Genomic DNA, 26,003 nt, shown 5'->3' with positions numbered 1-26,003 from the left:
TGGAGTGCACCCATGAATAAAGCCTTTATTCTCGCCTCTGCCTTGTCGGTCTCAGCCTCTGCCGCTTTCGCAGGCGGCCCGGTCATCATCCATGACGATGCACCCGTCGTCGTGGTGGAAGAAAAGCCCCGCAGCGGTAGTTTCCTGCCGCTTCTGCTGGGTGTCGTGATCATCGGAGCTGTGGTTGCCGGCAACGGCAGCTGATCTCGTAGCTTCGGCTGTATCAGCGGTTTCGCTGCGCGCAAACTATAAAGGCCCCCGGATTGCGGGGGCCTTTATAGTTTGGCTGAAGATTTGAAACTTATATAAAAATCCAAATCCTTAGCAATTAGTAATCACGTTCAATGAATATCCCCAGTCCGCTATCTCCGTCCGAGCTGACCCGGCCTTTTACTGTCAGGCCTTGGCGCAAGTCTAGGTTGAGATTGATTTGCGATTGGCCATTCTGGTCGACTTCAATTTCAGTATAAACATTGCGCGAGATATATTTGCCGGCGCTGACCGAGGCGGTGCCGTCTTCCGATGTCTGCACATCCAAATCGTCAAAGCCAAAGCCCTGCCGCAGCCGGTCGACAATGCCCGCGCCGCCGCGTCCGGCCAAAGTTGCCACCGCATTGGCGAGCTGCGCCGCCTGTAGCGCCGAAATCGAATCAAGCCCGCGTCCGAACAAAAGCCAAGCCAGAACCTCTTCCTGCGGCAGTTCAGGGACCGAAGAGAAGCTCACCACCGGGTCATTCACGGGCCCGATGATCTGCACCATGCTGGTGACCTGATCGGTGTCATTGGTGGCAGTGACGGTGACGTAAGGCACCAGATCGCCCTCCATCACCAGACTGGCCTCGGTCAGGTCGAGCCGTTTGCCCAAAAGGTCCAAGCGGCCCCGGATAAGCTCAATCGCGCCGGTGGGGGAGACGGCGTTCAAAGTGCCGCCTAGGAAGACTGATCCACCAAGTTCGGCGTCCAAGCCGCGTCCACGCAGGAAAATTCGGTTGGGCGCGTCGATTTGCACGGCCAGCCGCCAGTTGGGCCCGCCGCCAGAGCTGGCGCTGCTGCCGCCGGCAGGCGTGCTGCCCACACCGGCGCGGGCGCGGGTGGCGCGGACTGGGGCGCTGTCGTTGATATGGCGAACCGCCTCAAGATCAGCGGCGCTGGCAAAGCCGGTCGAAGGCACCAACAGCTCGGTCTCACCGATAAAGACTTTGCCGCTGAGCAGAGCTTGGCCAAGGAGCGGCCCCTCGATGCGTAGCGCGCCCGAGGCGGTGGTGCTGAACAGTTCGGGGTCGCGCAGGGTGATGGCCTCAAGCGTCAGGTCAAGCGCGGCGTCCAAGGGGGGCGTCAGGCTCAGCCCGCCACCCAGCCGGACCCGCCCGCCCGAGGCAAGCTCGGCCGTGCCCGAAAGCTGCGCTCTGCCGCCGGAAAGGTCCGCCAGTAGCTCGGTGCGTTGCAGCGAGAAGCCCGCCAAAGGATAGGCCAGCCGCCCGCCCGAAAGCGTGACCCGTCCGGTGAGCGAGGACAGGGCAATCGGGCCGCGCAAGGCCAGATCGGCGCGCAGGCCTCCGGCCAGTGTCAATGGGTCGGCCATGGCGTTAACCACTGCCGCATCGGCGGTGCCGGTCAACGTCAGATCAGCGGTGTCGCCAAGGTACGCGCCCGCCACCCGCAGGTCGATTGCGGCCGGGCCTTGCAGGCGCAGGTCCATCTCGGCCCCCGAACCGGTGGGGGTGACTTGGCCCGAAAGGCTGACCGGGCCGGAATAGCCCGCGACCAGCAGGGACAAATCGCGAAGTCTTCCGGTGACTTGCAGCAGGTCGCTGCCCGGTGTGCCCGTGGCCGAGGCTTGCAGGTTCGCGCCTTCAAGCTTGGCAGCGCTGAGGAGATAGCCGCCATCGCGCAGGGTAATTTCGACGCTGACATCGGTTTGTCCGGCCAGCAGCCGATCAACCTCTGACTGGCCGATCTTCAGGCTGTTGCCCTGTCCGGTCAGCGTCAGGCTGCCGTCCTGCGGCGTGCCGGTAAAGCGCGCCTCAGCCTGCAGTCCGCCGCCCCATTGGGGATCCAGCGCACCCAGATTGGCCAAAGAGACCTGACCTGTCAGATCGCTCCCTTCGCTTGAGACCTTGCCCGAGCCGGTGAGGTTCAGCCCGCCCGCCGCCAAATCCAGCGCGCGCAGGGTGGTACCCTTCTCATCGCGCAGCGCCGAGATGGTCAGCTGCGCCTCATTCGCGGTCAGACGGTCCGCTTGCGCGATCCCGGTGCGCAGGCCTTGGGTGATGGCTGTCACCACCACGTCAAAAGCGCCCGATAGCTGAGCGAAACTGCCATCAAGCTCAACCACGCCCGAGCCGCCAAGATCGATCCCCGCCAATGCGGCGAAGCGCGACAGGTCGTTGGCGGTCAAGGTGATCTTGCCGCTGGTGGTCAGGTCCGAGTCCAAGCCTTTGATCTGCAAAGTGCCTTCGGCACCGTAGTCGACGCCCGTCACTTCAAGCTCGGGCACAAAGACCGCGCCGTCACCTTCGCGGAAGGTCAGCTTCATCTTGCCCGCAAGGCTGGGACCAAGAGCCGCTTGCAAGGCGGCATCCTTGGCCATCAGTCCGGCGGTGGTGAAGGTAAAGCTGCCGTCGAGCTGGTTTTTATCGCCTATCTTGCCGATTTGACCCGTGCCGGTGATCGTGCCATTCCCAAGGCGCAGATTGTCCGTCTCAAGCCCCAAAAGGCTGAAGTTGCCAGTCCATCCGCTGTCCTTTGCGGCATCGAAAGCCAAGTCCAGAGTGCCTCGGCGCAGCCAAGTCTCGCCCTCACCGCCCAAAGGCAGGAGCACCGGTCGACCATCAGTGCCTGCGATCAAGGCTTTGATATCAAAGCCTTCCGGCAGGCCGTCCGCTGCCACTTTGGCCGAGCCGTTCAGCTGTAGGGCGCGGGTTTGCATGCGCAGCTGCTCTAGCGCCATCGCGCCCGAGGCTTCGCGTGTGCCCACAACCTCAAGCGCCACCGCATCGCCCAAAAACTCGCTGTATTCGGGCAGGAACAAGGGCGCGAGATCGCCCGCCAGTTTGGCGGCAAATTGCGTGCCACCGCTCTCGGTGGTTTTGACCGTCACCGGCCCCACCAACCGCTCGGTCCCGTCGCTAGACAGGCGAACATCGGCGGCAAAGTCGGAAAGCTTGCCTTGGCCCTTGATGCTTAGGTCCACCGCCGGAAGACCGGGTAGATCCAAGAGCTTAACGGCAATCCCGTCCGCCTCTTCCTGCGCCGAGATGTTCAGATCCAGCACGCCGGTGGCGTTGGAATAGCTGCCTTCCAGCAAGATCCGGCTGGCCTTGCCATCGGTGCGCTCAAGCGTAAGACCGCCTTTGCCCTCACCGCCCGCAAGCTGCAAAGCGGCGTCGAGATGGCCGGTCACCGCCTCGCCCAGCACCGCCGGGGCGACGACGATCCGGTCGGCGCGCACCTTGCCGATATCGACCGAGACCGGCAGATCGGGCAAAGCAAAGGGCGTTGCCTCGGGCGAGGGGAGGTTGTCGTCGGGCGTGACCGGCATCCGGTCCAGCGTGATGGTCTGGGCGGTCAGTTCATTGACCACCACGGCGCCCGACAAGAGCGACGAGCGCGACCAGTCCAGCACCACCTGCTCCAGCGTGACCCAAGTGCCCAGATCATCGGCGATTTGCAGCTTGGCGATCCGCGCTTGCGAGGACAGAGCCCCCTCAAAGCCGGTGATCGTCACCTTGCGGCCCGCGCCGGACAGGTTGTCCTCAAGGAAGGCCGTCAGAAAGCTGCGATCATCCTCTTGCGCATGGGCCGGGGCGGCCGAGGGCAGAGCCAGCGCGGTTGCAAGCGCGAGGGAGGGGGTAAATCTACGCATCAGAAGCTTTGCCCCAGACCAATGTATATTTGAACGCCGTCGCCGGTGGTGCCTTCGATCGGGGTGGCCACGTCCAGCCGGATCGGGCCGAAGCCGGTCTCGTAGCGCAGGCCAAGGCCCGCGCCTGCATGCCAAGAGCTGGCGTCACCCGAGAAGCCGTCCACGCCGATTTGCCCGGCATCGACAAAGCCGACGACGCCGATGCTGTCGGTGACACGGGTGCGTACTTCGGCCGAGACAATGGCCATATGGTTGCCGCCAATGGTAAATTCGCTGCCAAGTCCGCGGTTTACCAAGACGCCTAGGCTGCGATAGGGCTGGCCGCGCACGGTGCCACCGCCGCCCGAGAAGAACAGGTCATCGCGCGGGGTGTCGAGCAGGTTCGGCCCGTAGATCGCGCCAAGTTGCAGGCGACCGGCCAAGGTGACGCGGTCTTTCTCGCCAAAGCTGCGATAGGCGCGGGTGTCGAGCTTCAGTCGCACGCCCGATCCTGTGGTGCCAAAGCCCGAGAAGGGCTTGGCCTCGGCATCGATGTAGAAGCCTTTGCGGGCATCGGTGGCTTTGTCGCGCCGGTCCCAAGTGACGCCCAAGGGCAATGAGAGGCTGCGATAGCGGAAATCACCTGTGGGGTCGGTGCCTTCGGCATATTCGTAAGAAATCCCAGCCTTTGCAGTGAGTTGCTCTGAGATATGCTGGGTGAAGCTAAGGCCGAATTCGGCGACATTGGCCGCGTAATCCACCTCATCCAGATGGGCGAGGCCGAAGGTCAAAGCGGCGGTGGTGTCGGGGGTGATGGTGGCGGGGCGCTCAAGCGTGATGCCAAGCGCGTAATCCATGCCGCTTTCTTTGGTCGCGATGTTGGTGACGGCGAGATCGACCTTCAGACGCTCCCCCCCGCCCGCCAAATTGCGGTGCAGCCAATAGCCCGAGAGCGAGATTCCGTCGATGCTGGAAAGCTCAGCCCCAACGGAGTAGCGCCGGGTCTTTTCTTCTATCACCTTGATACCAATGGGCAAAAGGTCGCCCACTGGCCGCTCGGCCTCGGTCAAAGTGACCGAGCGGAAGACACCGGAGCGCTTGAGGCGCTGGGCGGCGCGGTCGAGCTCTGACTGGCTGAACTTTTCGCCGTAACGCAGGCCGGCGATCTTCAAGATGCGCTGCGTGCGCATCCTTTCCTCGCCCTCAACCGTCACTGTGCCAAAGCGTAAGGCAGGGCCAGGGTCCATTTGGACCTGCGCAGATAGTGTGTTTTGGTTGTGGTCTGCCACAACATTTTGACCCGACACCGCCACTTTCGCATGGCCAGCCTCACGCCAGGCGGCGGTGGCGGCGTCTACGGATTGGGTGACGAGGGTGCTTTCGGCGGGCTCGCCGGGGGTGAAGCCGGAGGGCAGTTCGGTGCGGGGGGCGAGGGGGCCGATCTCGGTGCGGGCGAATTTGAACTGCGGGCCGGGATCGACGGTGACGGTGATTTGACCGACGCTCGCGGGCGCATTGAGGGCGGGGATATTGGCCGCTTCCCGCCCGTCGATGCGGATCGAAATGGTCGCCGCATAATGGCCTTGGGCATAGAGCGCGCCCAAAATCCGCGCGTAATCGGCGCGGGAGGCGGCGAAGAGATCCGAAGGCTCCGTCGCGCCATCTGCTTGTTGTGAAAGCAAAAGTGACGCCGCGCGCAGCGATTTTGTCAGCGCGTCATCCTCGGCCAGACCGGTGACTTGGAAATCCAGCCGATCCAATGCGGGGGAGATTTGCGGCAGGGCCATGGCCAACAAGAGCGTGGCTGTCGCTAGGGCAGTGGCTGTCCTTTTTCCAACTGAAACCGCCATCGCCACTCCACCGATTATCTGATTTTTCGGCGATTATGCTGAGCCGCAGGCGGAAGGGCAACCGCGCTTTGCACTGAGTGGCGCAGCTGTGAGCGGGGGGCGAAACGAACCGCTGGGAAAGGTATGGATAACATATGGCTGACGTATGGCTTTGGGCATGACGCCGGGCGAGGGCCCGCGCGGTGCAGAACGGCCCCCTTGCGCGGCAGGGCACTTGCGGCTATATGGCCTTCAACAGCTGCCTCGAGGTCCAAACTCGAAGCTACCGGAAAAACGAGCGGGCCGCTGAGCCCGCTTTTTTATTTTCCACGGCCCGATGTTTTGTTTCTAGGGATCACATGACCGACCTGATCGCAAAGACTGCCATGGACCGCCGCCTTGCCGACATCGCTCAGCCGGTGATCGAGGGCTTGGGCTATGAGCTTATCCGCCTGCGCCTGATGGGCGGGCATGGCAAGATTCAACGCACGCTGCAAATCATGGCCGACCGGCCTGAGGGCGGCATCGGCGTGGAAGACTGCGCCAAGATCTCGACCGCGCTTTCGGCGGTTCTGGACGTGGAGGATCCGATCGAGGATCTTTACACGCTGGAAGTCTCAAGCCCCGGCATCGACCGGCCGCTGACCCGGTTGAAGGACTTTGAGGTCTGGAAGGGCTGGGAAGCCCGGATCGAGACCACCGAGCTGATCGACGGCCAGCGCCGCTTTAAGGGCGGGCTGATGGGCGTCGAGAATGATGAGATCCTGATCGAGATTGACCAGCAAGGTGGCCCTGTGACCATCGGGCTGCAATTTGACTGGTTGTCGGATGCCAAGCTGATCCTGACGGATGAGCTGATCGCCGAGATGTTGAAGCAGAAGAAAGTCGCGCTGCCGGAAGATGGTGGTTTCGACGAGATCGAAGAACTTGATGGGGATGAGGCTGACGAGGCCGATGACACCCCTGAAACCAAACACTGAGAGCGGGAGAGAGACCCATGGCGATTACTTCGGCCAACCAGCTTGAGCTTCTCCAAACGGCAGAAGCCGTTGCGCGCGAGAAAATGATCGACCCGGATCTGGTGATCCAGGCGATGGAGGACAGCCTCGCCCGTGCCGCCAAGTCGCGTTACGGCGCCGAGATGGACATCCGCGTCAAGATCGACCGTAAGACCGGCCGCGCCAGCTTTGCGCGCATCCGCACCGTGGTGGAAGATGAGCTGATCGAGAACCATCACGCTCAGATGACCGTGAAGCAGGCCAAGAGCTATCTGGCCAACCCGCAGGTCGGTGATGAGATCGTGGACGAGGTTCCGCCGGTGGATCTGGGCCGTATCGCGGCGCAATCGGCCAAGCAGGTGATCTTGCAAAAGGTCCGTGAGGCCGAGCGCGATCGTCAATATGACGAGTTCAAGGATCGCAAGGGCAGCATCATCAACGGTGTGGTGAAGCGCGAAGAATATGGCAACGTCATCGTCGACGTGGGCCGTGGCGAAGGCATCCTGCGCCGCAACGAAAAGATCGGCCGCGAAGCTTACCGCATCGGCGACCGTATCCGTTGCTACATCAAGGATGTGCGCCGCGAAGCGCGTGGTCCGCAGGTCTTCCTGAGCCGCACCGACCCGCAATTCATGGCCGAGCTCTTCAAGATGGAAGTGCCGGAGATCTATGATGGCATCATCGAGATCAAAGCCGTGGCCCGCGATCCGGGCTCGCGCGCGAAGATCGCTGTGATCTCTTATGACAACTCGATCGACCCGGTCGGCGCTTGCGTCGGTATGCGGGGTTCGCGCGTGCAAGCCGTGGTGAACGAGCTGCAGGGCGAGAAGATCGACATCATTCCGTGGAACCAAGACCAAGCGACTTTCCTTGTGAACGCTTTGCAGCCGGCTCAGGTGGCGAAGGTTGTGGTCGACGAGGATGCCGGCAAGATCGAAGTTGTGGTGCCGGATGAGCAGCTGTCGCTGGCCATCGGTCGCCGTGGTCAGAACGTCCGTCTGGCAAGCCAGCTCACGGCTCTGGACATCGATATCCTGACGGAATCGGAAGAATCGAGCCGCCGTCAGGCCGAGTTTGCCGAGCGCACCAAGCTCTTCATGGATACGCTGGATATCGATGAGATGATGGCGCAGCTTCTGGTTTCGGAAGGCTTCACCAACCTCGAAGAAGTGGCTTACGTCGAAGTGGACGAGCTTCTCTCGATCGATGGCTTCGATGAAGGCACCGCGGCTGAGCTGCAAACCCGCGCGCGTGAGTTCTTGGAAGAGCAAGCCCGCAAGGCAATGGAAGCCGCCCGCGCCATGGGTGTTGAGGACAGCCTCATTGAATTCGAAGGCCTGACGCCCCAAATGTTGGAAGCGCTTGGCAAAGACGGCATCAAGACGCTGGAAGATTTCGCCACCTGCGCCGACTGGGAGCTGGCAGGCGGTTGGACCAGCGAAGGCGGCCAGCGCAAGAAGGATGACGGCATCCTTGAGAAGTTCGATGTGAGCCTTGAAGAAGCCCAAACCTTGGTGATGACCGCTCGGGTCATGCTGGGCTGGGTGGACCCGACCGAAGCCGCAGCTGAGTCTGACGCCGATGAGGCTGAAGGCGAAGACGAGGAAGCCGAGGCCTGATCTCAGGCCTTGGGGAGACGCGTATGACACGCGGTGGACGCGAAAAGACACGGGACGAGCCGGAGCGCAAATGCATTGTGACCGGCGAGGTCAGCCCCAAAGCGGGGCTGATCCGTTTCGTGGTCGGGCCCGATGATATGGTGGTGCCCGATGTGGCGGCCAAGCTGCCGGGGCGGGGGATCTATGTCTCCTCGACCCGCGCGGCGCTGGAAAAGGCGGGCGGCAAGGGGCTTTTTGCCCGAGCCGCGCGCCAGCCTGTGAAAGTGCCGGAAGGGCTTGCCGATCTGGTCGAGCAGCTTTTGACGCGGCGGGTGATTGAACTCTTGTCGCTGACCCGCAAGTCGAGCCGGGCGGTGATGGGATATGAGAAGGTGAAGGACTGGCTGACGAAAGGCACCGCCAAGGTGTTGATCCAAGCCAGTGACGGGTCTGAACGCGGCAAAACCAAGCTGCGGGCACCGGAAGGCGAGAACACTTCGATCACTTGGCTGACGGCTGGGGAAATCGGTTTGGCTTTCGGGCGCGAACGTGCGATACACGCCGCGCTTGGCGCTGGTGGACTCACGACCCGTGTTGTAGAGGAAGCGGCAAGGCTTGCTGGGCTTCGTATGGAAACCAGTGAGCAGGACGGCGGCGGGACCGCCGAAAAGGATATGTAGGACGCATGAGCGATACTGACGGCAAGAAACCCCTCGGCTTGGGTGGCGCCCCCCGTTCCGGCTCGGTGAAGCAAAGCTTCTCGCATGGCCGGAGCCATTCGGTGGTGGTGGAGACAAAGCGCAAGCGCGTGGTCGTTCCCGCTGCTAAGCCCGCTGGTGGCCCCGGTGGGTCCTCCTCGACGGGCGGTGGCTCTTCGGCGTTGGGCGATCCGTCCCGGCGCCCTGCAGGCATTTCTGAAGCCGAGATGCAGCGTCGCCTTGACGCTTTGCGTCAGGCCAAGGCCCGCGAGCAGGAAGATGCCGCCAAGCGCGCCGCCGAAGAGCGTGAGCGCGAGGAAGAACGTCAGCGTCGCCGCGAAGAGATTGAAGCCAAAGAGCGTGAGGACCGTCAGCGCGAAGCCGCGCTGCGTGCCCGTGCTGAAGAGGAAGAGCGCGCCAAGCGTGAGGCCGAGGCGGAAGCCGCTGCCCGTGCGCAAGCGCGTAAAGCCGATGTGCTGGGCACCCAGCGCCGTCAGCCTGCCAAACCGGCGGAAGCCGATGGTCCGGCTCCGGCTGTTGCCACGCCGACCGATCGCTCGACCGGTCAAGCCCGTCCGAAGCCCGGCACCACGGGCCCCGATGCCAAGCCCGGCCTTGCGCCGCGCAAAACCGATCGTGAGCGCGAGAACCGCGACACCGATCGCGGCAAGGGCAAATCCGATGACGCGCGCCGCACGGGCAAGCTGACCCTCACCGCCGCTTTGGCGGGGGAAGGTGGCCGCACCCGCAGCTTGGCTGCGATGAAGCGCAAACAAGAAAAAGCCCGCGCCAAGGCGCTGGGTCTGGGCCAAAAGGCCGAAAAGCAGGTGCGCGATGTGCAGCTGCCGGAAACCATTGTTGTCAGTGAACTGGCCAACCGGATGGCAGAACGTGCCGCCGATGTGGTCAAGGCCCTGATGAAAATGGGCATGATGACCACGATGAACCAGACCATCGACGCCGATACGGCCGAGCTGATCATCGAGGAATTCGGCCACCGCGCCGTCCGCGTCACCGATGCTGACGTGGAACAGGCCATCGTTTCCGTCGCCGACAAGCCCGAGGATCTGCAGACCCGTCCGCCGATCGTCACCATCATGGGCCACGTTGACCATGGTAAGACGAGCCTTCTGGACGCGATCCGCAATGCAAACGTGGTCACGGGCGAAGCCGGTGGCATCACGCAGCATATCGGTGCCTATCAGGTGAAAGCCGCGAATGGCGCTGTGATCAGCTTCCTCGACACGCCTGGCCACGCGGCCTTTACCTCGATGCGGGCCCGTGGCGCGCATGTGACGGATATCGTGGTGCTGGTGGTTGCGGCCGACGACGCCGTGATGCCGCAAACGATTGAGGCGATCAGCCATGCGAAAGCGGCAAAAGTGCCGATGATCGTGGCGATCAACAAGATCGACAAGCACACCGCTGATCCGCAAAAAGTGCGGACCGACCTCTTGCAGCACGAAGTCATCGTGGAAGCGATGTCGGGTGACGTGCAGGACGTGGAAGTCTCGGCCAAAACCGGCAAGGGTCTGCCCGAGCTGCTGGAAGCCATCACGCTGCAAGCCGAGATGCTGGATCTGAAGGCCAACCCGAACCGGGCAGCCTCGGGTGCGGTGATCGAAGCCAAGCTGGACGTTGGCCGCGGCCCTGTGGCCACGGTTCTGGTGCAGAACGGCACGCTCAAGAAGGGCGACATCTTCGTGGTTGGCGAAAAGTGGGGCCGCGTGCGTGCCTTGGTCAACGACAAGGGCGTCACCATTGCCGAAGCCGGACCCTCGGTCCCGGTTGAGGTCTTGGGCCTGAACGGCACCCCTTCGGCTGGCGACGTGCTGGACGTGGTGGAAACCGAAGCCCAAGCCCGCGAGATCGCGGAATACCGCGAGAAAGCGACCAAGGACAAACGTGCCGCCGCTGGTGCTGCGACCACTCTGGAACAGCTGATGGCGAAAGCCAAAGCCGATAAGAGCGTCTCGGAGCTGCCGGTCATCGTGAAGGCCGACGTGCAGGGTTCGACCGAAGCCATCGTGCAAGCCTTGGAAAAGGTGGGCAACGAAGAGGTGCGCGTGCGCGTGCTGCATTCGGGCGTTGGCGCGATCACCGACAGCGACGTGGGCCTGGCCGAAGCCAGCAAAGCGCCGATCCTGGGCTTCAACGTGCGGGCCAATGCGACCGCACGCAGCTCGGCCGCGCAAAAAGGCGTGGAACTGCGGTACTACTCGATCATCTACGACCTGTTGGATGACATCAAGAAAGCCGCCTCGGGCCTGCTGAAGAACGAAGTGCGCGAGCATTTCATCGGCTATGCGCAGATCAAAGAGGTCTTCCGCATCACCGGTGTGGGCAACGTCGCCGGCTGTATCGTCACCGAAGGTGTGGCGCGTCGCTCGGCTGGGGTTCGCTTGCTGCGTGACAACGTGGTGATCCACGAGGGCACGCTGAAGACGCTGAAGCGCCACAAGGACGAGGTCAAAGAAGTCCAGTCCGGCACCGAATGCGGTATGGCCTTTGAGCGTTACGAAGATATCCGTCCGGGCGACGTGATCGAGATCTTCGAGCGTGAAGAAGTCGAACGGACGCTGGATTGATCGTGGGGGGCCTCCCCCCACATCGCCTAAAACCAAAGGCCGGGCACATTGCCCGGCCTTTTTCTGTCGTGTCGCGCCTCGTTTGGTGGCTTAGCTGCTGCGCCGCGAGGTGATTGGGGTGCCGATAAAAGTCTTGGCATCCACTTGCACCATCAGCTTGCCATCGTCGGTCTCGCCCACCACGAGCCCCTGCACCGATACACAGCTGCCAATTAAGATCGTCCTCAGCATCTCTGCCCCCCGTTATTCAACCCAAGGGTAGATTAGCGGCAAGTCGCGATATTCAAAGACGAATAATTGTACGACAGGCGATAATGTCACGACGCGAGGACAGCGTGACTTTTAGGCCGCGGTTGGGTGGCGGCTTCTTAGAGATGCTCTGAGACATAGGGCAAAGCATCCTCGCCGAAGAACTTGCGTACGATTGGGTCAAGGGCGCGGCTGTCGGGCGCGTAGAGCCCGCAATGCGCCACCGCCTCACGCATGGATTGGGTCGGGCGCAGGCGGCGCAGGATCACATGCGAGGCGAAGGGGCCGCGATGCGGCAGCCAGCCGATGCCAAAGGCCATGCCGGTAAGGTAATTGGCCGAATGACGATGCGCGGGGAAAAGGATGGTTTGGGCAAAGCTATCAACCACATCGCGCGAGCATTCCATCACGAAGATCCGCCCGCTGCGCAACACCAGCTGTCCATTGAAGCGTGAGCGCATGACGGTGCCGAACTTGGGGTCGCGCACCCGGCCAAGGTAGCGGCTGAGGATGCGACGCTCACTCTCATAGATCTGCAGCACGCTGGTTTGGATTTTGCCGGGCCAAGTGGGGCTGAGGAAGTGGTATTGGTAGCTGCCGCAATAGTGCCGCAACTGCGGCAGCTCATCGGGTTGCATGCGCAACGCTTGGGCGAAGGCCGAGGGGTCGCCGGCTGTCTCGGGCGGACGCGCGGGGCTGGGGGTGGTGGAAGGCGGGGCAAGAAGCTGGGATTCTTCGACCGCGAAATAGGCGCAAAGCCGGCGTAGGTTATGCGCCGACGGCATCGCCGCGCCGGTCAAATAACGCTCAAACTGCTGGCGGTTCAGGCCGACATCGCGGCAAACAGCCGAGACAGAGGGTTTGGTGGCGCAGAGTTGGCGCAGGTTGGTTGAGAAATAATCGTTATTGCTAGCGGCTTTGCGGGACAATTTGCGCTCTTTTATGCGTGTAGACTTAATAAAGCGCAAATTCGCAGAAAGCCGCGAAATTGCCAAGCGCTCCTTGCGGCCGCATCACCCAAGGTGGGAGTGCGGTCTAAGGCGAATGCCGCGCTGATGTAAAAGCAAGCGCCGTCGCCCGGACTTCTGGGGAAGGCGGGACAATTCAGACCAAAAGATGCGCCAGATCGCACAGCCAACAGGACGGGATTTGACATGACCATTACCACCACGACCTTCGGCCTTTCGCGCCGCAACTTCCTGCGCACCGGGATTTCTGCCGGGGCGGCGGGCTTGGCCCTTGGCGGCTTGCCGGTGCTGGCCGAGGTGACCGCGACCGGCGGCAATCTGCGCGCCCGGCTTTACGCCGATATCGCGGGGCTGGATCCGGCCTATTGGACCTCGGGGTCGGATGCGCTGGTCATGGAGGCGATCTTTGCCTTCTCGATGGAGTTTGAGGCCAATAGCGGAGCCTTTAACGCCAAGCCCTTGGCGCTGAAAAGCGTGACCGTGCGGGACGACAAACATATCGATTTTGAGCTGCATGCCGGGATCAAATATTCGGGCGATTACGGTGAGATGACCGCCGAGGATGCGAAATTCTCTTGGGAGCGGATTGCCGATCCGGCGAATGAATCGCCCTATGCCGCCGATTGGGCGCAGCTTGACCATGTCGAAGTGACCGGCACCCATACCGGCACCATCGTGCTGAAAGAGCCCTTCGCGCCGCTCTTCACCTCGACCTTGCCGGCGACCAGCGGGATCATCCTGCCGCGCGCTGCGATTGAAGCGGCGGGTGGCCAGTTCACCACCGAGCCGCCGGTGACCTCGGGGCCGTATCGGATCCGCGAATGGCAGCCGCGCACCCGTTTGGTGCTGGAGCGCAATCCGGACTTCACGCTCTTCGATGTGGCCTTTGACACGATCGAATTCCTGCCGATCGAAGACCCGAAGACCGCAGAGCTGGGCTTTGAGGCGGGCGATCTGGACCATGCCCAAACCTCGATCTCGTCGATCCCGCGCTATCAGGGTGCTGTGCCGGGCGGCGGCTCGTTCCAAGATTACACCGCGCTGAGCTATTATTGGCTGGGGATGAACGAGGCCAACGTGGGGCTGACCGATATCCGCGTGCGCCGCGCGATCCAGCATGGCATCTCGCGCGAGGCGGTGGTTGAGGCGGCTTATCTCGGTGCAGCGCAGCCTGCGGCGGGGATCATCGCGCCGGGTCTGGTCGGCAACCGCACCGAGAACACCTATAACTACGATCCCGACACCGCCCGCGCGCTTTTGGCCGAAGCTGGCGTATCAAGCTTGGAAATCTCGCTGGCGATCCAACAGACCGCCGAGGATTTGGCGGCGGCGCAGGTCATCCAAGCGATGCTGGCCGATATCGGCGTGACCGTGCGGATCGATCAGCATGAAAGCGGCAGCTTCTGGAGCCTTGGCGTCGAGGCCGATGGCGACAGCTGGAAAGAGCTGCAAATGTTTCTCTTCAGCTTCACCATGCAGCCCGACCCAAGCTGGGCGACGATGTGGTTCACCTCCGATCAGGTGGGCGTGTGGAACTGGCAGCGTTTCAGCAATGCCGAGTTCGATGCTTTGAACGCGGCCGCTGTGGTCGAGATGGACCAAGCCAAACGCCATGAGATGTATGTGCAGATGCAGGCGCTGCTCGAGGAATCGGGCGATGTGGTCTACCTCACCTATGAGCCGGTGGGCGTGCTGACCGCTGCGGGTATCGTCTCGGCGATGCGCCCGGATGGCTGGCCGATCCTTGCGCGTTACGGTCGCGCCTGATCCTTCGCCATGCTGGCCTATGTTGCGAAGCGCGTAACGCTTGCGATCATCGTGATTTTCACGGTGATCGCGGCGATGTTTGTGATGATGCATGCCGTGCCGGGCGATCCGGTGCGCAGCGCTTTGGGCCCTCGGGCCAGCGAGGCGATGATCGAGGCTTACCGCATCAAGCTGGGCTTTGATCTGCCGATCTGGGAGCAACTTCTGCGCTATTACGGCGCGATTTTGCGCGGGGATTTGGGGCAGGATGTGATCTCGGGCACGCCGGTGCTGCGGGTGATCCTGTCGCAGCTGCCTGACACGCTGATGCTGATTGCGGGGGCGATGTCGGTGGCGGTGATCCCCGGCATTTACTTGGGCGTGGTGGCGGCGAGCCGTCGCGGCGGGGCCTTTGACCGGGTGTCCTCGGTCTTGGCGGTCTCGGTCATGGCGGTGCCGTCTTTCGTGATCGCGATTTATTTGCTGCTGATCTTCTCGATCAGCCTTGGCTGGTTTCCGGCCATTGGCGCGGGCGAGGGCGTTGCGGGCAAGTTGCAGCGTTTGGTGCTGCCTTCGATCGCGCTGGGGCTGGCGTGGATTGGCTATCTGTCGCGGATCCTGCGCGCCTCGATGCTGGAGGTGATGGCCGAGAACCATGTGCGCACGGCGCGGGCCTTTGGCATTTCGCGGCGCAAGATCATGCATGATTATGTGCTGCGGATTGCGATCCTGCCGACGATCACCGTGCTGGGCATGGGGATTGGCCAGATGATCTCGGGCGCGGTTTTTGCCGAGATTGTCTTTGGGCGGCCCGGCGTGGGCAAGCTGGTCTATGATGCGATTGCCAACCGAAACTATCCGATTGTGACCGGCACCGTGCTGGTGACCACGACATTTTTCGTGCTGATCGGGTTGATTGCCGATCTGTTGATCGCCTTTTTGGATCCGAGGGTTCGCAATGTCATCACCCGCTGAACCCTTGGCAAAGACGCGGCGCAAAGCGCCGAAAAGCGCGCTGGCGCGGTTGGTCTCGGACCCTTTGGGGCTGGCGGGGCTGGTGCTGATCGTTCTGACGGTAAGTGCGGCGCTGCTGGCGGATTTCGCATTGTGGGATCCGGCAAAGCTGAACCCCGTCAATCGGTTTATGGCGCCGACGGGCCTGCATTGGCTGGGCACCGATAACCTTGGCCGCGATTTGTTCAGCCGGGTTGTGCATGGGGCAAGGATCGCGCTGGCGATCTCGATCGGGGCGACGGCTTTGTCGCTGATCGTGGGGCTGGTGCTGGGGATTTTGGCGGGGTTTGGGCCGCGCTGGCTGGATTCCGTGCTTTTGCTGGTGATGGATGCGATGAACAGTATCCCCACCGTGATGCTGGCGCTGCTGCTCATCACCTATACCGGGCCGAGCCTTTGGGCGGTGGTGCTGGTGGTGGTGCTGGTCAATGGGCCGGGCTATGCGCGGATCACCCGGACCCATGTTCTGGCCCTGCGCAGCGCCGATTTTATCGAGGCCGAGCGGGCGATTGGCGCGCGGTTCCCGCGCATCGTGTTCTTCCATGTGCTGCCGAATATCCTTGGGCCGCTGCTCATTCTGGCGGCGATGGATATTCCGATTGTGATCGGGATCGAGGCGGGCTTGAGCTTTCTGGGCATGGGGGTGCGGCCGCCGACGCCCTCATGGGGCACCATCCTCTTTGATGGCTTTTCCTACATCCGCGACAGCGTCTGGATGGTGGTGGCGGGCGGGCTGCCCATCGTTGTCACAGCCCTTGGCTTCACCTTTCTGGGCGAGGCTTTGCGCGACACCTTTGATCCGAAGCTGGCGAAACGATGATGAAATCTGCGGAACCTGTGCTGAGCGTCGAGGGGTTGAGCCTGTCTTATGACACACCGCATGGTGAGTTATTGGCGCTGCGCGATGTGAGCCTGACCATTGGACGGGGCGAGATTGTCGGGCTGGTCGGCGAGAGTGGCTCGGGCAAATCGAGCCTGATGCAGGCGATTTTGCAGCTGATGCCGGGGGCGGCGCGGGTCACCTCGGGGCGGATCTTGTTTGAGGGGCAGGATCTCGTGGCGCTTGGTCCCGATGGCATGGCGGAGCTGTTGGGCGACCGCATCTCGGTGGTGTTTCAAGATCCGATGACGGCGCTGAACCCGGTGCTGACCATCGCGCGGCAGATGATCGACATCCAGCATCGCCGCAAGGAAAGCCGGGCGGCAAAGCGGCAGCGCGCGATTGAAATGCTGCGGCGGGTGCGGATCCCGGATGTGGAAAGCAAGATCGACCGCTATCCGCATGAATTCTCGGGCGGGATGCGGCAGCGGATTGCGATTGCGATGGCTTTGATGGCGGAGCCGGCGTTGTTGGTGGCGGATGAGCCGACCACGGCGCTGGATGCGACGCTGGAGATTGCCACGATCAACCTCTTGCGCGAATTGCAGCAAGAGATCGGCTGCGCGATCCTGTTCATCACCCATCATCTGGGCGTGGTGGCGGAGCTTTGTGACCGCATCGACATTATGTATGCCGGGGAGCTTGTGGAAAGCGGGCCGGTGGGGCCGGTCTTTGCCGATCCGCGGCATCCTTACACGCAGCTCCTTTTCGCCTGCGATCCAGCGCAGATCGTTGAAACAACGCGGCATTTGCCCGCGATTGGCGGCGGATTGCCCGATCTGATCGACCTGCCGGAGGGCTGCGTCTTTGCCCCGCGCTGCCCGCGTGCGGATGATGTTTGTCGCATGCAAAGACCCGCTGACCATAGCGCTGCCAGCTCGGATCTGGTGCGCTGCCATTACCCGCAGGCGCCGCGACTGGAGATCTTGCCATGACGCTGTTGCAGGTGCGCGATCTGACGGTTGGCTTTCGCAGCGGTGGGCTTTTGTCGCGGCTGCGCGGCAAGGGGCGGTTGGATGTGGTGGCCGGGGTCGACTTCGATCTGGCGGCGGGTGAGACGATGGCCTTGGTCGGCGAAAGCGGCTCGGGCAAGACCACTTTGGCGCGCGCGATTGCCGGATTGGGCGGTGAGGTCAGCGGCGATATCCGCTTTGATGGTGAGGTGATGGATTTGCGGCGCGATCACCGCAAATTGCGCCGCGAGATTGCCTTCATCTTCCAAGATGCGGTCAGCTCGCTTAGCCCGCGTTTCACCGTGCGCAGCCTGATCCGTGAGCCGTTCCGCATCCACGGCCTGCCTTGCCCCGAGGGCGAGGTGGAGCGGCTGCTGAAGCTGGTGGGTCTTGCGCCCGAGATTGCGGATCGGCATCCGCACCAGCTTTCGGGCGGGCAGGCGCGGCGCGTGGGCGTGGCGCGGGCGCTGACGCTGAAGCCGCGTCTGGTGATCGCGGATGAGCCCACGGCGGGGCTGGATGTCTCGGTGCAAAGCGAGGTGCTGAACCTTTTGAACGGGCTGCGCGAGGAGCTGGGCCTGTCGCTGCTGATCATCACCCATAACCTTAACGTGGTGCGCCATGTCGCGGATCGGATGGCGATCATGTATCTGGGGCGTTTCGTTGAAATCGGCGAGACCGCGCCGATTTATGCTGAGCCGCGGCACCCTTACACGGCGGCGCTTCTCTCGGCCAATCCGATCATCGACCCCGCCGCGCGGCACAAACGCATCGATCTTGAGGGCGAGGTGCCCAGTCTGGTGAACCGCCCCAAGGGCTGCGAGTTCCACGGGCGATGCCCCTTCGTGCAGACCGATTGCCGGTTGCGCGCCCCGCTGCCCGTGACGGAGCCGGGCCGCCGTTTCACCTGCCACCATCCGCTGCAAGGCCTTTGACGATGACTGATCTGCTGCTGTCCCCTGCGGTCGAAGCGCGCCTGCCGACCGTGTTTCCTGCTGCTTGCCATAACCTGAGCGTCGCGCCGCATTGGCTGGACGCGGGGCGGTTTTGGTATCGCCGTGAGGGGGCGACGGGCGTTGAATATCTGTTGGTCGAGGCGGCCACGGGTGAGAAGCGGGCGGCGTTTGACGGCGCGGCGGTGGCTGCGGCCTTGCAAGATGAGGCGGCTTTTGCGGCTTTGGAGATCACTTCGGTTGAGGGTGAGACCATTGGCTTGGCGCAGGGGCGCAGGCGCTGGCTTTGGCGGGGGGATGTGGGGCAGTTGGAGAGCCTACCTGCGCGCCCGCATGCCGATGATGAGAGCCTGTCGCCGGATGGGAAATGGGTTCTAAGCCGCAGGGAGGGTGATCTTTGGTTGCGGCCAGCCTTGGGCGGGGCGGAGCGGCGCTTGACCGATACGGGCGCGCCGCATTTCGAATGGGCGAAATCGCCCGATCAAAGTCTTGAGACGATCTTGATCGCGCGGCGCGGCTTGCGGCTGCCGCCGATTGCGCTGTGGTCGCCGGATTCGCGGAAAATCTTTACCTATCAGCTGGATGAACGCGCCGTGCGCCGGGTGCCGATTGTGCAAAACGTGCCGGAAGATGGCAGTTTCGCGCCGAAGCTTTACGAGATGCGCAACGCTTTTGCGGGGGATACCGAGCTGCCGATTGCACATCAGGCGGTGATTGAGATTGAGACCGGGCGGATCATCCCTTGCGGGCCTGCCGATGTGACCGAGACCTCGGGGCTGGAAAAGCGCGAGGCGTGGTGGAGCGGCGACAGTGGCCGGGTCTTTTGGCTTGAGCATGACCGCTATGAGCGCGAGATCACTTTGGTTGAGACGGATAGCGCCACGGGTGCGGCGCGGCGGGTGATTTCCGAGCGGGCCGAGACCTTTGTCGAGGTCAATCTGGCCTATGGGGCGATGCCGAATATCCGGGTGCTGGATGGTTCGGGGGAGTTGGTGTGGTTCTCGCAACGCGATGGTTTTGCGCATCTTTATCTCTGCGATCTGGCGACAGGTGCGGTGAAGGCACAGATCACCAAAGGTGATTGGCCGGTGGTTGAGCTGCTGGGCGTCGATACGGCGCAGCGGCAGGTGATCTTCCTTGCAGGCGCAGGCGAGGGCGCGGCGGACCCCTATCAGCGCCGGGTCTGTGTGGCGGGTTTGGATGGCGGTGCCATGCGGGTGCTGACGCCAGAACCGGGGGATCATGCGCCCGTCTTGCGCGATCTCGGTTGGGCCGAGATCCTTGAGGCCAATGGCGCCAATGGGCCCTTGGCCTCGGGCCTGTCGCCGGATGGTGGGTATATCGTGGTGACCACGGCGGATGCGGCGCGGCTCGGGCAAAGCTGGCTTTGCCGGGTAGCGGATGGCGCGCGGGTGGCGGAGTTGGAGCAGGGTGGTTGCGATCTGCCCTTGGTCTTGCCTGAGCGGGTTGAACTTCTGGCGGCGGATGGGTTGACGCGGCTTTTCGGTATGCTTTGGCGGCCGCGCGACTTTGATCCGGCGCGGCAATATCCGCTGCTCGATCTGGTCTATCCCGGCCCGCAATGCATTCAAGCGCCGCGCGCCGCCTTGCCGCATGATGAGCTGACGAAGATCGCTTGGGCGCAAGCGGCCTCGGCGGCGGGGATGGCGGTTTTGATGATGGACGGGCGCGGCACGCCCTATCGCTCGCGCGCTTTTCATGAGCTCTGCCATGGCAATCTGGCCGATCCGGGGTTCTTAAGCGACCATGTGGCGGCCTTCCCGCAGCTGGGGGCCGGGCGCCCTTGGCTGGATCTGACGCGGATCGCGATCATGGGCCATTCCGCCGGGGGCCACGCCGCCGCGCGCGGGATTCTCGCTTGGCCCGAGGTTTATAAGGTCGCGGTTTCCACCGCCGGAAGCCATGAATTGCGCAGCTATAACCGCTGCTGGCCCGAGAAATGGCAGGGCGAATTGATCCGCTATGCGGATGGCAGCTCTAATTACGATAGTGTGGCCAATGCGTTATTGGCGGATCGCTTGCAGGGGCATTTGCTGCTGGGGCATGGCGATATGGATGAAAATGTTTTGCCATCCACCACTTTGCAATTGGCGAAAGCACTGGAGCTTGCGGGCAAGAATTTCGATCTTTTGCTGACGCCCAATGACGATCATGCTAGTTTCAAAAGCAACCCTTGGGTGATCCGGCGCATTTTGCGCTATCTGACGCAGAAATTGGGTTGCGCCGTTCTGGCGTGAGGGCCTAAGCCTGCGCAGATTGTTGTGCGGCGGGGCACTTCGCCTTGTGCTTTAAAGCCGAGAGTGGCGACAGAACATAAAATTTTAGGCTCATGCGCGTTTAATCATGAGTCGGCCCATTGGCGCATTTTGCAACGTAATTTATTAGCGTGTTGACAGATTTGGCGCTGGCCACCTTAATTGTGTCGAAATTTAGGTGGGGGCGTTGGGTTATGCGTCATGGATTTCTTTCGGCATTTCGCGACATATCTTATGCTCTGATATTTATTTCATTTAGCATTTTCATTGCATTAGCCTTGGTTCCGCGCATTGTTTATGCGCAGGTCGAGGTCAATAACTCCCTCACAGTAACCACCTATCCCAACCCCTCGACGCCAGGGCAGGAGGTGACGGTTCTGGCCGTAAGTACCTCGCTTGGATGCAACTTTGGCTTGATGCCGCGCGGCACCGTTTTGCTGAGATTAGGGACCCATTTCGAGGAGGTGGAGTTGGTTCCCGACGCGGAGGGCAGCGCAACAGGAAGAGCGAGCTTTAAGATCAGTGACCTGTCGGAAGGCACGCATATGCCGAGTGCCGACTATAATGCGAAGGGCGATTGTATGGTGCAGATGGCCACAGGCTCAGCCCATATCGTCAAGAAAAAGCTGACGGTGACGGTCGTGCCACGGCCGCAAGTTGGCGAGAGTTTGATCTTCGATGTTACCTTCAGTGAAGATGTCGGCGGGTTGGACGGTGAGGCTTTCGACATTTCGAACATCCATGATGTCGACGCGTTGACCCGACATTTGAGCGGTTCAGGCAGTTCATATGTGCTTACACTGACCGGCATGACCGAAAGCGGGATGATCGTGATCGGTCTTCCTAAGGGGGCTGTGTTTGGCCCCGGGGGAGATATGAACGAGAGTTCAAGCTGGGTCATCGCGCATTATAACGCTGGGCCCGCCATTGAGAGTTTATCGCCCAACGCTGGCAGCGTCCTAGGCGGGACTGAGGTGACGATCACCGGACGAAGGCTTACAGGCGCATCAAGCGTCACCTTTGGGGCGCTGGATGCTGGCAGCTTTAGGCAGGTCTCAGACACCGAGATCGTGGCGCAGGCCCCGGCGCGCTTGGACGGAAGTCCAGCCCATGTGGACGTTTTGGTCACAACGCCGAAGGGCACAAGTCAGACGGGCATGACGTTCAGCTATCAGGGCACGCAGGAGATCAGTTTCACCGATCCCAGTGATATCGCTGCTTTCGTGCCGAACCAGCAAGTGCTGCTTGAGGCCACGGCAAGCTCTGGCTTGCTGGTCAGGTTTCGCTCTGAGACGCCGCTTGTCTGTAGCGTTACCGGATCGACGGCCACTGTACTGGCGGCGGGCCAATGTGTGATTGCTGCAGAGCAGGAGGGCGATGGGTCATACTCTGCTGCCACGCCCACCAGCCAAAGCTTTGACATTGCAAAGGCCAGCCAAAGCATCAGCTTTACCGATCCTGCAGATATCGCGGCCTTTACGCCAAACCAAAGGGTGACCCTAAACGCAACCGCAACCTCGGGGCTGGGGGTCAGCTTTAGCTCGACCACGCCAACGGTGTGTTCGGTCGACGGGGATACGGCAACGGTTTTGCAGGGCGGCACCTGCACGGTTACGGCAAACCAAGCGGGCGATACGAATTATGATGCGGCGGCTGAGGCCAGCCAGAGCTTTGGGATTGGTCTGGCCGATCAAGAGATCACCTTCAATGCGCCGACGGACACCGTCTATGCGGTAGGCCTTGAGGTTGGTTTGATCGCGACTTCAAGCTCAGGTCTGCCGGTTGCACTTGTCTCGACCACGCCTGAGGTTTGCAACGTTTTAGGGGAGGCTGTGCTGATCGTGTCGGCCGGCACCTGTAGCGTGACTGCAGATGCGCCGGGCAATCAAGCCTACAATGATGCCCAGCCCGTGACCCGAAGTTTCACGATCGCTCGGGCCGCGCAGTCCATTGTCTTCAGCGATCCAGCCGACATTATTGGCTTTGTGCCCAACCAAGTGGTTCCCTTGAACGCGACCGTGACCTCTGGCCTAGGCGTTACATTCACCTCAGCCTCGCCTGCGGTATGTTCGGTCTTGGGGAGCCAGGCGACGGTCTTGGCGGCGGGCACCTGTGAGGTGAACGCAAACCAGCCCGGCGGTGTGAATTACCTTCCCGCCGAGCCGGTCGTTCAGACCTTTAGCATTGGCAAGGGAGGAGAGGAGATTGTCTTTCCCGGCAATTGGCCCAAACAGGTCTTTGTGAATAGTGAGCCATTTACGCCGGGCATGACCGGTGCGCACTCTATGAGGCCGGTTTTTTTTTCGATAGCGTCACGACTGAAGTTTGCACAGCCTTAGGCAATGAGATCAAATTTATAGCCGAGGGCGATTGCTATCTCGTGGCTATGATGTTCGACAATGCGAACTACTATACTTCAAGCAAGCTGTCCCCGACCATACAAGTCATCAAGCAGCCGCAGGTGATTGAATTTACCTCGGTGGCGCCAAACCCTGCTTTGGTGGGCGACTTGCCCTATCGGGTTGCAGCCACCGGGGGCGGTTCGGCAAATCCGGTGCAACTGTCGATCGATGCCAGCGCGGCGGCGGTTTGCGCGATTGTTGGCGAGGATATCTCATTCACCTCTGCCGGGACCTGCGTGATCAATGCCGATCAGCTGGGCGACAATACTGTCTATGCCGATGCAGAGCGGGTGCAGCAAAGCTTTACCGTGGCGGTTAATACTGCGCCCACCGCCGATGCTGGGCCGGACCAGACAGGCGTCGCTTCGGGTGCGGCGGTAAGTTTGGATGGTTCAGGCTCCACCGATCCGGATCTGTGGCAGGTTCTGAGCTATTCTTGGGTGCAAGAGTCTGGGCCCGCGGTGGTGTTGACCGGGGCGGATAGCAGCAGCCCGAGCTTTACAGCGCCGACGCTGGCTATGGGTGTTGCCTCTGAGAGTTTGGTCTTTACGCTGACCGTTTCGGACGGGGCTGGTGGGGAGCATAGTGATACGGTGACGATCACCGTCGCGGATCTGAACGCGCCAAGCCTGACCATGACCGGTATGCCGGCCGAGATCACTGCGGGTGGGTCTTTCACGCTGGATCTGACCTTTAGCGAGCCGGTCACCGGCTTTACCGCCAGTGATATTGTGGTGAGACATGGGGAGATCACCGGCTTTTCCGGGGCGGATGCGCTTTATAGCGTGACCGTCGAGGCTGCCGGTACGGGCAGCGTTGAGATCAGCGTGGCTGCGGGCGCGGCGCAGGACAATGCCGGGAACCAGAGCCTCGGGGCCAGTTCTGTCGTGGTGCCTTTGGCCGCGACGGAAGAGACCGAGGAGCTTTTGCAGGATGAGGCCTTGGCGCGGAACCAAGCGCTTTTGGCCTCGCAACCCGATTTGACGCTGTTCTTGTCAGGGCAGGGCGGCGCGCTGTCGGTGTCTACCAAGGGCACGGCGCTGAGTTTTGACATTGCCACCGATCCCGACAAATCGGTCTGGATGATCCTGAGTGGGCGCTGGGGCAATGGCGACGCGGCGCTGGATCATTATCTGCATGGCGCGATGGGGGCGCATGTGCTGCGCTTTGACGGATTGATCCTTGGTGCGATGGTGCAGATGGATCAGGGGCTGATGAAGGATGGCATCGGCAGTCTTGAAGGCAACGGCTGGCTGGCCGGCCCCTATGTGGTCGCGCGGCTTGGTGAGAGCGGGCTTATGATGTCGGCCTCATATCTGGCAGGGCAGGTGGATCTCGAGATCAGCCCGCTTGGCACCTATATCGACAGCGTGACGAGTGACCGCGACCTCCTGACCGTATCATTGGTGGGCGAGATCAGCCGGGAGCGGCTGAAGCTGCGGCCAAGGTTGGATCTGGCGCGGGTGGCCGAGGACCGGCCGTCCTATGTGGACAGTCTGGGTAACACGATTGCGGCCGGGGGGATGAGCCTGACCGAGGCCAGTGCCGGGATCGACTTTGAAGCGCCGCTTACGGTTCGCCGGGGGATGGGCTGGATCTCGGGTGGTGTTTCGGCGATCCATGCCAAGGAGAAGGCGGGCGGGCTGTCGGAAAGCAGCCTGCGCGGTCGGCTCGACCTTGGCATCTCGCGGGATTTTGGCAATGGCGCGACTGTCATGCTGAACACCAGCTATGATGGGATTGGCGCAAGCGAGAAGGGGGCGCTGGGGCTGGATCTGATGGTGAATTACCGCTTCTGAGGGTGCATCGAAAGCGGCGGGGGGCTGCCAGAGGGGGAGGCCAGCGTGCCGGAAAGACACGCTGGTCGATGCTGGGCTGAGCCTTGCGTGGAGGCGACGCGGCGAGGCGTCAGCCGAGGAAGATCTCGGGATAGGCGAAGAGCGCCGGGCTGCCGCCGGTGTGGACAAAGACCACCGTTTCATCGCGTGACCATTTCGCGATATTGGCGATTAGCCAAGCCATTGCTTTGCCTGAATAAACCGGATCAAGGTAGATCCCTTCAAGCCGGGCGACCAGACTGAGCGCCTCGTGCATGGCTTGGGTTGGGATGCCATAGGCCGGGCCAAGTTGACTGTCACAGCAGCGCACCGCGCCTGCGGGCAGGGGGGTGTCCGGGTCGAGCAGGGCCAAGGTCTCGGCCGTAAGGCGCTGCACCTTGCCAAGCTGGCCTTGCGCCGTCTCATAGACGCAAGCGCCCTCAAGGCTCCCGGCAAAGCCGCGCTGGGTCAGGCCGGCCAAAAGCCCAGCATGGGTGCCGCCAGAGCCGCTGGCCACCACCACGGCCGAAGGGCTGCCCTCGGAGGCGGTTTGGTCCAAAATTTCATCCGCTGCGACCACATAGCCAAGGCTGCCAAGCGCGTCGCTGCCGCCCATTGGCACGATCCAGACCTTGCGGCCTTGGGCCTCGAGGCGGGTGGAAAGCGCATGCATCTCGGCCAAGCTGTCGGCTTTTGCCTCAACCCAAGTCACCTGCGCACCAGCCAAAGCATTGAGCACGAGGTTGCCGTTTGCCGTATAGGCAACATTGTCGCGCGGCACGGCGGGCTTCAGAATCAAATGGCAGTTCAGCCCCAGTTTGGCGCAGGCAGCGGCGGTGAGCCTTGCGTGGTTTGATTGCAGCGCTCCGGTGGTGATGACCTCGGTCGCGCCGGCTGCAAGCGCCGCCCCAAGATGAAACTCAAGCTTGCGGATCTTGTTTCCGCCAAGACCAAGTGATTGAGAATCATCGCGTTTCATCAAGATCCGGGGCCCGCCAAGATGCGCCGAAAGCCTTGGCAGATGTTCCAGCGGGGTTGGACCATTTGTAAGGCGCACGCGGGGGCGATTCGGTATCATCTGACGTTCCGTAGTTAGAGAGAATGCGCTTCCTAAGGTGTGGGGCGCAGAGAGACTGATATTCCAATCAACCCCAATCTGATAGGTTAAATTTTTACATTTGACATGTCAG

The 26,003-nt window shown here is 62.0% G+C and carries 18 protein-coding genes; 13 read left to right on the top strand and 5 right to left on the bottom strand.

Going from position 1 to position 26,003, the window contains the following annotated elements:
• Positions 1–12: 12 nt before the first annotated feature.
• Positions 13–204, top strand: coding sequence for a hypothetical protein (locus Q9295_RS02035; protein ID WP_306678834.1), 192 nt, complete (start codon positions 13–15; stop codon positions 202–204).
• Positions 205–328: 124 nt separating this feature from the next.
• Here Q9295_RS02035 and Q9295_RS02030 read toward each other — a convergent pair whose 3' ends face one another.
• The gene (locus Q9295_RS02030; protein WP_306678833.1) at positions 329–3,865 is read right to left on the bottom strand and encodes a translocation/assembly module TamB domain-containing protein; all 3,537 of its coding nucleotides are present in this window, start codon (positions 3,863–3,865) and stop codon (positions 329–331) included.
• Positions 3,865–5,694 carry an autotransporter assembly complex protein TamA gene (locus Q9295_RS02025; RefSeq protein WP_306678832.1) on the bottom strand — a complete coding sequence of 610 codons (1,830 nt, stop codon included), beginning with the start codon at positions 5,692–5,694 and terminating at the stop codon, positions 3,865–3,867. Before Q9295_RS02025 ends, Q9295_RS02030 begins: the two co-directional genes overlap by 1 nt.
• Positions 5,695–6,032: 338 nt before the next feature.
• On the opposite strand from Q9295_RS02025, the gene rimP reads away from it, so the two are divergent.
• From rimP to infB, 4 genes are read left to right on the top strand one after another with little or no spacing between them, the layout of a single operon-like run.
• Positions 6,033–6,653 carry a ribosome maturation factor RimP gene (gene rimP / locus Q9295_RS02020; protein WP_306678831.1) on the top strand — a complete coding sequence of 207 codons (621 nt, stop codon included), beginning with the start codon at positions 6,033–6,035 and terminating at the stop codon, positions 6,651–6,653.
• 17 nt (positions 6,654–6,670) lie between these two features.
• Positions 6,671–8,290, top strand: a complete 1,620-nt coding sequence (gene nusA, locus Q9295_RS02015) for a transcription termination factor NusA (protein ID WP_306678830.1) — start codon at positions 6,671–6,673, stop codon at positions 8,288–8,290.
• Positions 8,291–8,313: 23 nt separating this feature from the next.
• Entirely contained in the window at positions 8,314–8,949 is a 636-nt protein-coding gene (locus Q9295_RS02010; protein ID WP_306678829.1) for an RNA-binding protein, read from the top strand.
• Between the two features lie 5 nt (positions 8,950–8,954).
• The gene (gene infB / locus Q9295_RS02005; RefSeq protein WP_306678828.1) at positions 8,955–11,555 is read left to right on the top strand and encodes a translation initiation factor IF-2; all 2,601 of its coding nucleotides are present in this window, start codon (positions 8,955–8,957) and stop codon (positions 11,553–11,555) included.
• A gap of 90 nt (positions 11,556–11,645) precedes the next feature.
• Here infB and Q9295_RS02000 read toward each other — a convergent pair whose 3' ends face one another.
• On the bottom strand, positions 11,646–11,786 hold the full coding sequence (locus Q9295_RS02000) for a hypothetical protein (protein ID WP_306678827.1): 141 nt from the start codon (positions 11,784–11,786) through the stop codon (positions 11,646–11,648).
• Between the two features lie 137 nt (positions 11,787–11,923).
• Entirely contained in the window at positions 11,924–12,733 is an 810-nt protein-coding gene (locus Q9295_RS01995) for a helix-turn-helix domain-containing protein (protein WP_306678826.1), read from the bottom strand.
• 225 nt (positions 12,734–12,958) lie between these two features.
• Here Q9295_RS01995 and Q9295_RS01990 point away from each other — a divergent pair, with 225 nt between their 5' ends.
• From Q9295_RS01990 to Q9295_RS01955, 8 genes are all read left to right on the top strand, one after another.
• Entirely contained in the window at positions 12,959–14,539 is a 1,581-nt protein-coding gene (locus tag Q9295_RS01990; protein ID WP_306678825.1) for an ABC transporter substrate-binding protein, read from the top strand.
• A gap of 9 nt (positions 14,540–14,548) precedes the next feature.
• The gene (locus tag Q9295_RS01985) at positions 14,549–15,493 is read left to right on the top strand and encodes an ABC transporter permease (protein ID WP_306678824.1); all 945 of its coding nucleotides are present in this window, start codon (positions 14,549–14,551) and stop codon (positions 15,491–15,493) included.
• Positions 15,477–16,352, top strand: a complete 876-nt coding sequence (locus Q9295_RS01980; protein ID WP_306678823.1) for an ABC transporter permease — start codon at positions 15,477–15,479, stop codon at positions 16,350–16,352. Before Q9295_RS01985 ends, Q9295_RS01980 begins: the two co-directional genes overlap by 17 nt.
• Positions 16,349–17,347 (top strand): ABC transporter ATP-binding protein, encoded by a 999-nt coding sequence (locus tag Q9295_RS01975; protein WP_306678822.1) that lies wholly within the window; start codon positions 16,349–16,351, stop codon positions 17,345–17,347. Before Q9295_RS01980 ends, Q9295_RS01975 begins: the two co-directional genes overlap by 4 nt.
• Positions 17,344–18,300, top strand: a complete 957-nt coding sequence (locus Q9295_RS01970) for an oligopeptide/dipeptide ABC transporter ATP-binding protein (RefSeq protein WP_306678821.1) — start codon at positions 17,344–17,346, stop codon at positions 18,298–18,300. The genes Q9295_RS01975 and Q9295_RS01970 overlap by 4 nt, the downstream gene beginning before the upstream one ends.
• A gap of 2 nt (positions 18,301–18,302) precedes the next feature.
• Entirely contained in the window at positions 18,303–20,576 is a 2,274-nt protein-coding gene (locus Q9295_RS01965) for a S9 family peptidase (protein WP_306678820.1), read from the top strand.
• A gap of 212 nt (positions 20,577–20,788) precedes the next feature.
• On the top strand, positions 20,789–22,933 hold the full coding sequence (locus tag Q9295_RS01960; protein ID WP_306678819.1) for an IPT/TIG domain-containing protein: 2,145 nt from the start codon (positions 20,789–20,791) through the stop codon (positions 22,931–22,933).
• Positions 22,934–23,055: 122 nt separating this feature from the next.
• Positions 23,056–24,795, top strand: a complete 1,740-nt coding sequence (locus Q9295_RS01955; RefSeq protein WP_306678818.1) for a PKD domain-containing protein — start codon at positions 23,056–23,058, stop codon at positions 24,793–24,795.
• Between the two features lie 109 nt (positions 24,796–24,904).
• Here Q9295_RS01955 and Q9295_RS01950 read toward each other — a convergent pair whose 3' ends face one another.
• Positions 24,905–25,891 carry a D-cysteine desulfhydrase family protein gene (locus tag Q9295_RS01950; RefSeq protein WP_306678817.1) on the bottom strand — a complete coding sequence of 329 codons (987 nt, stop codon included), beginning with the start codon at positions 25,889–25,891 and terminating at the stop codon, positions 24,905–24,907.
• Positions 25,892–26,003 lie beyond the last annotated feature (112 nt).

Source organism: Pseudogemmobacter lacusdianii (assembly GCF_030848395.1).
Classification (GTDB): Bacteria; Pseudomonadota; Alphaproteobacteria; order Rhodobacterales; family Rhodobacteraceae; genus Pseudogemmobacter; species Pseudogemmobacter lacusdianii.
Note: the sequence above shows the minus strand (reverse complement) of the source record. Positions and strands in the feature narration are given on the sequence as shown.